10 protein-coding genes are annotated in these 10,675 nt (G+C 34.3%); 7 read left to right on the forward strand and 3 right to left on the reverse strand.

Features of this window, described 5'->3' with window-relative positions; all coding sequences use genetic code 11:
• The first annotated feature begins 76 nt into the window (after positions 1–76).
• From mnmA to ACHRWY_RS08565, 4 genes are read left to right on the forward strand one after another with little or no spacing between them, the layout of a single operon-like run.
• Positions 77–1,264 (forward strand): tRNA 2-thiouridine(34) synthase MnmA, encoded by a 1,188-nt coding sequence (gene mnmA, locus ACHRWY_RS08550; protein WP_395353840.1) that lies wholly within the window; start codon positions 77–79, stop codon positions 1,262–1,264.
• A 45-nt stretch (positions 1,265–1,309) separates the two neighbouring features.
• Positions 1,310–2,911 (forward strand): S8 family serine peptidase, encoded by a 1,602-nt coding sequence (locus tag ACHRWY_RS08555; RefSeq protein ID WP_395353841.1) that lies wholly within the window; start codon positions 1,310–1,312, stop codon positions 2,909–2,911.
• 12 nt (positions 2,912–2,923) lie between these two features.
• Complete coding sequence (locus tag ACHRWY_RS08560) at positions 2,924–3,868, forward strand: NAD(P)H-dependent flavin oxidoreductase (RefSeq protein WP_395353842.1); 945 nt, start codon at positions 2,924–2,926, stop codon at positions 3,866–3,868.
• A 20-nt stretch (positions 3,869–3,888) separates the two neighbouring features.
• Entirely contained in the window at positions 3,889–4,299 is a 411-nt protein-coding gene (locus ACHRWY_RS08565) for a hypothetical protein (protein ID WP_395353843.1), read from the forward strand.
• 81 nt (positions 4,300–4,380) lie between these two features.
• Here ACHRWY_RS08565 and ACHRWY_RS08570 read toward each other — a convergent pair whose 3' ends face one another.
• Positions 4,381–4,818: a DUF4268 domain-containing protein gene (locus ACHRWY_RS08570; RefSeq protein WP_395353844.1), complete on the reverse strand. Its 438-nt coding sequence runs from the start codon at positions 4,816–4,818 to the stop codon at positions 4,381–4,383.
• 92 nt (positions 4,819–4,910) lie between these two features.
• Here ACHRWY_RS08570 and ACHRWY_RS08575 point away from each other — a divergent pair, with 92 nt between their 5' ends.
• Both ACHRWY_RS08575 and ACHRWY_RS08580 read left to right on the forward strand, forming a co-directional pair.
• Complete coding sequence (locus tag ACHRWY_RS08575; protein WP_395353845.1) at positions 4,911–5,561, forward strand: NUDIX hydrolase; 651 nt, start codon at positions 4,911–4,913, stop codon at positions 5,559–5,561.
• Between the two features lie 125 nt (positions 5,562–5,686).
• Positions 5,687–6,496: a lysophospholipid acyltransferase family protein gene (locus ACHRWY_RS08580; protein ID WP_395353846.1), complete on the forward strand. Its 810-nt coding sequence runs from the start codon at positions 5,687–5,689 to the stop codon at positions 6,494–6,496.
• Positions 6,497–6,625: 129 nt separating this feature from the next.
• Here the strand turns inward: ACHRWY_RS08580 and ACHRWY_RS08585 are convergent, their stop codons facing one another.
• Together ACHRWY_RS08585 and ACHRWY_RS08590 are read right to left on the reverse strand one after the other, a co-directional pair.
• A complete protein-coding gene (locus tag ACHRWY_RS08585) occupies positions 6,626–7,258 on the reverse strand; it encodes a hypothetical protein (protein ID WP_395353847.1) in 633 nt (210 codons plus the stop codon).
• A gap of 8 nt (positions 7,259–7,266) precedes the next feature.
• Positions 7,267–7,761 (reverse strand): RNA polymerase sigma factor, encoded by a 495-nt coding sequence (locus tag ACHRWY_RS08590; protein ID WP_068843197.1) that lies wholly within the window; start codon positions 7,759–7,761, stop codon positions 7,267–7,269.
• Between the two features lie 144 nt (positions 7,762–7,905).
• Between ACHRWY_RS08590 and ACHRWY_RS08595 the strand changes: the two genes are divergently transcribed.
• Positions 7,906–10,671 (forward strand): carboxypeptidase-like regulatory domain-containing protein, encoded by a 2,766-nt coding sequence (locus tag ACHRWY_RS08595; RefSeq protein WP_395353848.1) that lies wholly within the window; start codon positions 7,906–7,908, stop codon positions 10,669–10,671.
• The last annotated feature ends 4 nt before the right edge of the window (positions 10,672–10,675 follow it).

A 10,675-nucleotide genomic window follows, 5' to 3' on the forward strand; every position in this document is an offset into this window, starting at 1 on the left:
AAACTAATCAAAACTACCTAAATAATCTATAATTTGAGTTATCTTTGCACCCTTGTAAAAATATAAACGATTTAGAATGAAACGTGTAGTTGTTGGACTTTCCGGTGGAGTAGATTCGAGTGTTGCGGCTTATTTATTGCAACAACAAGGATACGAAGTTATTGGCCTTTTTATGAAAAACTGGCATGATGATTCGGTTACTATTTCTAATGAATGTCCGTGGTTAGAGGATAGTAATGATGCTTTATTGGTAGCTGAAAAACTTGGCATACCGTTTCAGACTGTTGATTTAAGCGAAGAATACAAAGAAAAAATCGTGGACTATATGTTCAATGAATATGAAAAAGGGAGAACTCCAAATCCTGATGTACTTTGTAACCGCGAAATCAAATTTGATGTTTTCATGAAAATTGCTTTAAGTCTTGGTGCCGATTTTGTGGCAACAGGTCATTATTGTCAAAAAAGTGAAATTGAAGTAGACGGAAAAACGGTTTATCAATTGATCGCAGGGGCTGATAATAACAAAGATCAGTCATATTTTCTATGCCAATTATCACAAGAACAATTATCAAAATCGTTATTTCCAATAGGAGCCTTAACCAAACCGGAAGTGCGTGAAATCGCTGCTGAAATGGATTTGGTAACAGCCGAAAAGAAAGATTCGCAGGGATTGTGTTTTATTGGAAAAGTTCGTTTACCGGAATTTTTGCAACAAAAACTACAGCCCAAAGACGGTAAAATTGTTCAGATCGATAAAAATGACCCGGTTTACACTATCGAAAAACCGGCTGGTTTATCATTCGAAGAGGAATTAAAATTAGAATCAAAAAAACGTCCCTATCTTCCAACAATGGGAAAAGTAGTTGGAAAACATCAAGGTGCACATTATTTCACAGTAGGGCAACGAAAAGGATTGAATGTAGGCGGAACAAAAGATCCGTTATTTATCATTGCTACAGACGTTGAAACCAATACCATTTATACGGGTTTAACAAGTCAGCATCCGGGTTTATTTAAAAAAGCTTTGTTTATTGAAAAGTCTGAGGTACACTGGATTCGTACTGATTTAACTCTAAAAGTGGGTGAAACGATGGAGGTAATAGCGAGAATTCGTTACCGTCAGCCTTTGCAAAAAGCAATTTTACACCAATTTGAAGACGGAATGTATGTTCAGTTTGAAGAAGCACAATCAGCCATTACTGAAGGTCAGTTTGTAGCCTGGTATTTCGATAATGAATTAGTTGGTTCGGGAGTAATTTCTTAGCTTTATACTTTTTTACAGAGGTTTTGCCTTTTAAAAAAGTAGACTATGAAGTACTATTTTACATTTGTTTTATTCGTTTTCTCTTTTGCGGCGTTTTCGCAGGAAGATGCGTGGGTTTATTTTAAAGATAAGCCAAATGCACAGCTTTATTTTGATACTCCTTCAAAAATGCTTTCGGCACGTGCTTTAGAGCGCAGGACCAATCAAAATATACCTGTAGATCTTACAGATGTTCCTGTAGAAGAAACCTACCTAAGTCAGATAAAGTTAAGTACAGGAATTACCGTAATGGCACAATCAAAGTGGCTCAATGCACTCCATATTCGCGGAACTCAGGCTAATATCCTATTGTTAAAATCCTTTTCATTTGTAGATAAAGTGGTTTTTGCCAATAAAATTTTAAACACTACTTCTAAAAAAGTCGGAGAGAATCAAATTTCCCAAACGCAAAATAAGCTAAAAACGACGGTTGATTATGCCTATGGAACTTCGGCTACTCAGATTCAAATGCTTAATGGGCAGGTTTTACATCAACAAAATAAAACCGGATCGGGTAAAATAATTGCTGTTTTAGATGCCGGCTTTCCAGGTGTAAATACAGCCCAGCCTTTTAAAAGGCTGATGGATAATAATCAGATTTTGGGCGGTTATGATTTTGTTAATAGAAGTGAAGATTTCTTTACAGGTGATGACCACGGAACCATGGTGCTTTCGACCATGGGGGGCTATAAAGAAAATGCTTTGGTAGGTACTGCTCCTGACGCTTCATATTATTTGTTTATCACGGAATATGATCCTACTGAAAATCCTGTCGAAGAATCTTACTGGGTTGAAGCAGCCGAAAAAGCAGATGCTTTAGGTGTAGATATCATTACAACTTCTTTGGGGTATTTTAAGTTTGATAATCCGAATTATTCTCATAGTTATAGTGATATGAATGGCGTTACGAATTTTATTTCCCGTGGTGCCGAAATTGCTTTTAGTAAAGGAATTATTGTAGTAGCATCAGCAGGAAATGAAGGAAGTACTTCTGAACCTCATATTGGCGGACCAGCTGATGCGGTTTCGGTCATTACGGTTGGAGCAGTTACGGCTTCAAAAAACAAATCAGGCTTTAGTTCTGTAGGACCAAGTTTTGACGGAAGAATAAAACCTGATGTTATGGCTTTGGGGAGTTCTGCTGTAGTTTCAGATACTGCCGGAAATATCGTCACTATAAATGGTACATCATTTTCATGTCCTGTTATGGCAGGAATGATTGCTTGTTTATGGCAGGCTTTTCCATCAAAGACAAACAAAGAAATTAAGGAAATGGTGCTTCGGTCTTCAGATCGATATAGTACTCCGGATAATAATTATGGTTATGGAATTCCAAATTTCGGATCGACTTTAGGAGTAGAAACTTTTGATTCCTCATCTTCACTTTTTTCAGTATTCCCTAATCCGGCTCAGACAACCGTTTCGTTTTTGTTCGAAAATAATACTGCGGCAGTCTCTGTTTATTCTGTTTTAGGACAAAAAGTAATAGAGAAACAAATTACAAATCAAAACCCGGTTCTTTCTGTTGAAAATCTAAAAAGCGGACTTTATTTTTATACTTTTGATTCTGATGATTTGCACAAAACAGGAAAGATAATCAAACAATAACAGTATTTTTTAATGAATAAAATTACCCGTCTTTTTAATATAAAATATCCAATTATTCAGGGAGGAATGATTTGGAACAGTGGTTATAAACTGGCCTCGGCAGTAAGTAATGCCGGAGGTTTAGGTTTAATTGGTGCAGGCTCAATGTATCCCGAAGTTTTGCGTGAACACATTCAGAAATGTAAAAAAGCAACCCACAAGCCGTTTGGGGTTAATATTCCGATGCTGTATCCCAATATCGAGGAGATCATGAATATTGTGATCGAAGAAGGCGTGAAGATCGTTTTTACATCAGCAGGAAATCCAAAAACCTGGACTTCTTTTTTAAAAGAAAAAGGAATTACAGTTGTGCATGTTGTGAGTAGTAGTGTTTTTGCGTTAAAAGCGCAAGAAGCCGGAGTAGATGCCATTGTTGCCGAAGGTTTTGAGGCAGGCGGACATAACGGTCGTGATGAAACCACTACCTTGACGCTGATTCCGATGGTAAAAGAGAAAATTCAAATCCCCATTATTGCGGCTGGTGGGATAGCAACCGGAAGAGGCATGCTTGCTGCTATGATCTTAGGGGCAGATGGTGTTCAGGTTGGAAGCCGTTTTGCAGCATCGACAGAATCTTCGTCGCATACTAATTTTAAGGAAACAATAGTTAAGATTAAAGAAGGTGATACCCAATTGACATTGAAAGAACTAGCTCCAGTACGTCTGATTAAAAATAAGTTTTATAATGATGTTCAGGAATTATATCAAAAATGCCCGTCTAAAGAAGATTTAGTGCAGCTTTTAGGAAGAGCAAGAGCCAAAAAAGGAATGTTTGAGGGGGATCTTGAAGAAGGCGAACTCGAAATTGGACAAATCGCCGGACTAATTCATGAAATATTGCCAGCGGAACAAATTGTTCAGGAAATGATTAGGGAATTCGGGATTGCTTGCCAGGAAAAGGCTAAATTTGAGTTTTAATTACCTGCTAGAAATATACTATGAATTTTATACGCACTTTTATACTATTGCTTTTTTTGGGACTAGGTTTGCAGCAAACTTATAGTCAGTCTTATCAATTTAAAACTTCTGGTTTTAGTGTTTTAGAAAAAAACGAAAGAGGAAAATGGGGGCAATGGTCCAATCTTGATTTGGTTAATCTGTCAGTAATTCTGGATACTAATAAACACAGAATTGTTGTATATTCTCAGGAAATTCAGCTTTTTAGTATTATGGATTATATCGAACGCGAAGAAAATGATACTGATATTGTATATTCTTTTATGTGCAAAGACAATGATGGCCGCGAATGTAAGCTTTCAATTATTACCCGTAAAAAGCAGGATTACCGTAAACAGCTTTATATTAATTACGACGATCATATTATTGTTTATAATATTTTTAGTGTGTAAACGAACAAACCTAACAGGTTTTTAAAACCTGTTAGGTTTGTTATATATAAAAAACTTAGCATCTCAGAAGTTTAGCAACTTTTAAGAATCAATATCTTTAATAAACTCATCATATTCTAAATAGAACATTTCCAGGGCATGCATTTTTTCGTTGAAGAAATCAAAAATAGCATCCCAATTGTTGCGGTTGCTAAAACCTACACCTTCTTTTTCGGTCCAGATACGACTGATTGTTTTTCCGCTTTCAAGCGTGTAGTTTTGTTCGAAAACCAGGTCTTTAATAAATTCTTCTTCGAGAATGTTTTTTAAAGCTACAATTTTTTCAAAATAAGCATTTCGTTTATCATCGCTTCTTTGTTCGATATCAATTAGAACCTGTGCTTTTTTATTGTCTACAAAAAACTTAAAAGAGAAATCTTTTATTTTGGTATCATAAAGCACCCATTTGCGTGGATATTTTTCGGCGAAAGCCACCCAAAATTCTCTTTTTAATTTCTGTGATTCTTCTCTGCTGTACATTTTTATGGGCTTTGGTTTTAGAAAACTTGTAGAACCGCGTTTTCTGGACTATATTTATATTTTATTTGAAGTTACAAAAATAAACTTTGATTATGGATTTTCAAGATTTTTTACAATATGTTCCTAATTTAATTCCGGTTGCACTACCGGCAGTTTCGGCGCACATAAAAATGGCACCAAAGGAACGGATCGAAGCCTTGAAAAATCCCGATTTAAAAATAGAAAACGCCAGAATTGCGGCCGTAATGATGCTGCTTTATCCAAAAAATGAACAAACTCATTTGGTCTTAATTGTTCGGAATGCTTATAATGGGGTTCATTCGTCGCAAATTGCTTTTCCCGGAGGAAAATATGAAAGTACAGATGCAGATTATAAAGAAACAGCCCTAAGAGAAACACATGAAGAAGTAGGAGTGAGTCCGGAGAAAATAAAAGTAATAAAGGGGTTTACCCCAATGTATATTCCGCCAAGCAATTTTTTAGTACATCCGTTTTTAGGAATTTCAAATGAAGAACTTTTGTTTTATCCGGATATTAGAGAAGTTGCTGATATTATAGAGTTGCCGCTTTCTGTATTTTTAAATGATGAAATTATTATCGATGCCACATTATCAACTTCTTATGGTAATAATATTTTAGTTCCGGCATTTAATATTCAAAATCATATTGTTTGGGGAGCGACAGCTATGATTTTAAGTGAATTAAGAGATGTTTTGAAAATAACTTTTGAAGGGAATTTGTAGAAACTGAGAATTAACAATTTGATATTCATTAGAATAACAATTTCTTTCTGAAATTGTTTATTAGTATTGCTCAAAGAATAATTTTTGTATGTTTGCGTCCTAACAAAAAAATACAACAGACAGCTATGGGATTGTTTAAGCGAAATCCTTTTGGACATATATTATTCATCAAGAAATGGTTAATCCGAATTTTGGGAGCCATGACCCACCGAAGATACAGAGGGTTTAATGATTTACAGATTGAAGGATCTGAAATTATTAAAGCGCTTCCAGATACAAATGTTTTGTTTATATCCAATCACCAGACTTATTTTGCTGATGTTGTGGCTATGTTTCATGTGTTTAACGCAAGTTTAAGCGGACGTGAGGATAACATTAAGAATATTGGCTATTTGTGGCAGCCCAAAATGAATTTATATTATGTTGCTGCCAAAGAAACCATGCAAGCTGGCTTACTACCCAGAATTTTAGCCTATGTTGGCGCTATTACTGTCGAGAGAACCTGGCGTGCAAAAGGTGTTGATGTTACGGAAAAAAGAGAAGTAAACCCAAATGATACAGAAAACATCAGAATTGCTCTTGAAGATGGCTGGGTAATTACATTTCCGCAAGGAACAACAAAGTCATTTAAACCTGTTCGTAAAGGAACTGCACATATCATCAAGCAACACAAACCCATTGTAATTCCTATTGTAATTGACGGCTTCCGTCGTTCGTTTGATAAAAAAGGATTGCGAATGAAGAAAAAAGGAATTTTACAATCTTTCATCATCAAAGAACCACTTGATATTGATTATGAAAATGATACAATTGATGAAATCGTTGAAAAAGTAGAATACGCAATCGAACAACATCCATCATTTTTAAAAGTTATTCCGGCCGAAGAAATCAAAGTACAGGAAGAACTGAACCAATTAAGAAGATGGGATTACTAGTAATTTAAGATTAATAAACGTTTCAGGTTTCAGGTTTTAAAAAACGTACTAATGTTGCTCAGTCAGGATAGTGATTGGGACAGTACCTTTTAAAAAGCCTTTGAACCTTTGTTTCTCTGTACCTTATATTTAAAAATCGATTTTCTTTAACTCTTTATAGTTTACATATAACCTGCGTAAAAGTGTTCCGTAAAGCAATCTGTAAATACACCAAAAGATACCCAATAAGCCTAATATAATCAGAATTAAAATTCCGACAGTAAAAAATACTGCTTTACCGTCTGCGGCTAATTTATCTCTTAAAAAGTCCATATCAGGATTGTAAACAAAAGCGATGAAATAACTAAAGATCGAGATAATCACAATCATTCCCAAATTATACCACACATAATACTGAACCGTTTTTCGGGTTTTTAAAATGGCACTCATCAGCGTTTTTGTTGCAACGGTTGTTGAAATTGTTTTGTAGTTTTTATAAAAACTGATCACAAAAAATAGCACGACGATATAATTGAAATACGTTAAAATATCGAGGGCCAGTACGATTTCAGGATGATTCATTTTTCGTAACAAGTCATCAGTATTGATAAATAAGTTTGAAAAAGTCCAAAATGAAAATTCCAAAATACTGATAATCAAAATCCATTTTACGATAGACGATGATTTTTTATGAATCATTTTGTAGATTTCATTTTCAGAAATTTGTTGAAAAGAAGCCGAGTTCTTTTTCCAGTCTTTTTTTAATAAATCCAGTTCTTTCATAATAATTTTTAAGGATTTAATATTTTTTTAAGTTTCCCTTTAATTCTGTTCATTTTCACACGTGCATTCACTTCGCTGATCCCTAAGGTTTCTGCTATTTCCTGATAATCTTTGTCTTCTAAATACATAAAAACTAATGCTTTTTCAATGTCATTAAGCTGATAAACGGCTTTGTACATCAATTTAATCTGTTCTTCCTCTTCATAATTATAATCCACATCTTTTACAAAATGCTGGTGGCTTTCGTATTCTACAGTAGATACGGTACGTTTTGTTTTTCGGTATAAGGTAATGGCGGTATTCAAAGCAACGCGATACGTCCAGGTCGAAAATTTACTGTCGCCCCTAAATTTAGGATAAGCTTTCCAGAGCTGAATGGTAATCTCCTGAAACAAGTCTTTGTGAGCATCTTCGCCGGCAGTATACAATCGACAAATCTTGTGGATTATATTCTGATTTGCCTGCAATTGCGCAACAAATGACTGTTCTAGATTTTCGCTCATATTTTATTAGTAGTATTGCAACCGATTTTGTTACAGTTTTAAAATTAAAAAAAAACAGGATCAATCAAAAAGACAATTCAACTTTTTTTTAACTGTCCCAACCTTTTATCAAAAATAATACTCTATAAATATAAAGTACCAAATATGAAAAAACTATTACTATTTCTTTTTATATCAACTGTTGGTTTTTCGCAAACTATTTATAGAGGTAATGTAAGCGATGACACAGGGCCTATTCCCGGTGCTACTATATGTGTTATAAATACCGTACGATGTACAACGTCTGATTTTGACGGGAATTATTCCATCGAAGTTAAAAAAGGCGAACAATTAAAAATCTCCTTTCTGGGAATGAAATCTAAAATTATTAAAATTGGCAATGGCAATTTGCTGGTCAATGATGGCAGGGTTAATCCGATTATAAGTAGTGATTATACGGATAAATTAAAAAAACCGGAAGATCCGGTCATTGAAGGTATACCCTCAGGTGATTATGAGTTTGATATAAGAGAGAATATACCAAATAGCAGTCTAATGAAAATAGTCAGGGAAAAGGATGGTTTTTATCATTTAAAATACGAGAGTCAATATCATAAAATTTCGTTTGAAGTCAATCAGGATTTTACCTTTTCGACACCAATGCGCTTGCCAAAATATCAAAATTCCTATTCGCAGGGCCGAAGCTTAAATGGCAACCAGACCTACCAATCTCCGGAAACCGGCGAAATTTTTAGCTGGGGACCAAACATTAATTCTTTAGAATATTCTGCCAATCCTTCTGAATATTATCCGCAAGGCAATATTGTAAATAAAGGATCAGGTAACGGAAAGGAATTACAGCTGTTCAATCCAAATCATTTTTATCAAAATACTCAGGATAACAAATTATCCTTTATTACTCAGATTGAAAGTCCAAAAGGGAATTTTCTTAAAATTAATTTCGGCTATAAAACAGGAAATATTGTAATTCCAACAAGTCGCAATAATGAAATTACAACTTCCTTAAAATATTTCAGGCAAGTATCTGCAAACGGTAAAATTGATGCACTTTTATCCTATAATGATTTTGAAAATAATCTTTCCAATGCAAATTTTGGTGTAAATAAAATAATTTTTGCCAATGTTATAACTCCTGTTCACTTTGATAATCATTTTGCTTCGACATTATCAGGCGGCCTGCAGCGAAGTTATTCCGTTAAGGAGAATAATCCTTACTATTTAATTCAGCATAATTTAGATAAGAATAAAAGCAAAACGATTTCTTTTAATTTGAATCATATTTATTCGAATGACGGGAACTTGAATACGGTTAATACCAATTTTCAATCATCAGATATTAGAAATGAAAGTGGACAAAATTATTATTTCGCCGGTATCAATACACCTAATTTCGATAAAAGAACAGAAGGGTTTAAAAGCATTTCAGTTTCAGATGTTTTCAGGCACACATTTGGTTATCTGAAATTTATAGAGTCGAAAATAGATTTTAGGTTTCAGGAAAGAAATTTAGAACGTAATTATTTTAAGGGCTATACCCCGCAGAATGATATTACACAATATGGTTTGTTCCAGAATAAAATGGATGTGTTACAAAAAAGATTTGAAGTTTTTTACCATTTAAATGGTTCCTTCGTGTTTCAAAATCTGTTTAATACCTATAGTGAGGTTGTTCTAAAAGCAAATTCAAATTTAAATTATTCTTCAACAGTTCAGGGGGATTTTCTTTTAAATTATTTTGCTTCCGCAGAGATTAGAAGAATTTTTGATGAACAAATTTCCTTAACCATAAGTCACGGCCTTACACAAGTAGAACCGTCTTTACAAAATAATAATTTGAATTTTAATTCATTGCCCTATCAGGTAAGCCAGTTTGCATCACTTAAAAATACTTTAGAACTCCTTACACCAAATAATGCAATTGCGACAAAAGAAGATATTACAGATCTTTCACTGGCCTATAGATTCCATTATTACTGGAATGTTAATCTGAATTACTATTATAAAAACGTTCAGAATTTATATGCACCGGTTTTTAGCCTGAATGCTGTTAATTGGTCTCCGGATGTCAACTATAAACAAAATGGGGTAGAACTTGAAATTGAAAAAATGAATTACTCCAGCAATTATTTTAGTTATGGTTTCAATCTGAATTTCACGTATTATAAAAATGAAGTAACAAGTCTTAATAACAACCAAAGCAGCATTTCCTTTGCCGGTTTCGCAGATGTCAACAAAAATTATATGACAGGGCAGCCCCTTGGCGTCATTGTTGGAAAAGGATATTTGAGAGATAACAATCAGAATGTCGTGATCGGTAATGATGGTTTTCCGATGATAGATTCACAGCCCAAAATATTAGGAGATCCAAATCCGGATTTTGTAGTTGGTTTTTTTAATTCCTTCCGTTATAAAAATTTTACGCTGAATCTTTCTTTCGACTGGAGTCAGGGAGGGAAAATCTGGAACGGAACCCAACAAACTTTAAATTATTATGGCAAATCAGAACTGACCGGAGATCAGCGAAATGTTACGAATTATGTGTTCAATGGTGTAACCCAATCAGGTTTGATAAATACTAAAGCGGTTTCTTTTTATGATGCGAACCTTCCGGTGGAGCAAAATCGTTGGATACGATACGGAGTTGGCGGAATTACAGAAGATGCTATTGAAGATGCTTCTTATTTTAGACTAAACAGCATTAATTTAGGGTATTCAAGTCAATATGGGGCTTTTAATAAAAAGTTAAGTTTTACCATTTCTGTTTTTATGAACAATGCTTTTATTATAGCCAAAAGCAAATCGGCATTTAGCAATAATTCAATGTTTAATTCAACAGATACCAGCGGATTAGATTATTTCAATTCCCCCATGATGAAAAGCTTCGGTTCTTCCTTAACCATTAAATTTTAAGACG

The sequence above is a fragment of the Flavobacterium sp. FlaQc-48 genome (assembly GCF_044007335.1).
In the GTDB taxonomy this organism is placed as follows: Bacteria; Bacteroidota; Bacteroidia; order Flavobacteriales; family Flavobacteriaceae; genus Flavobacterium.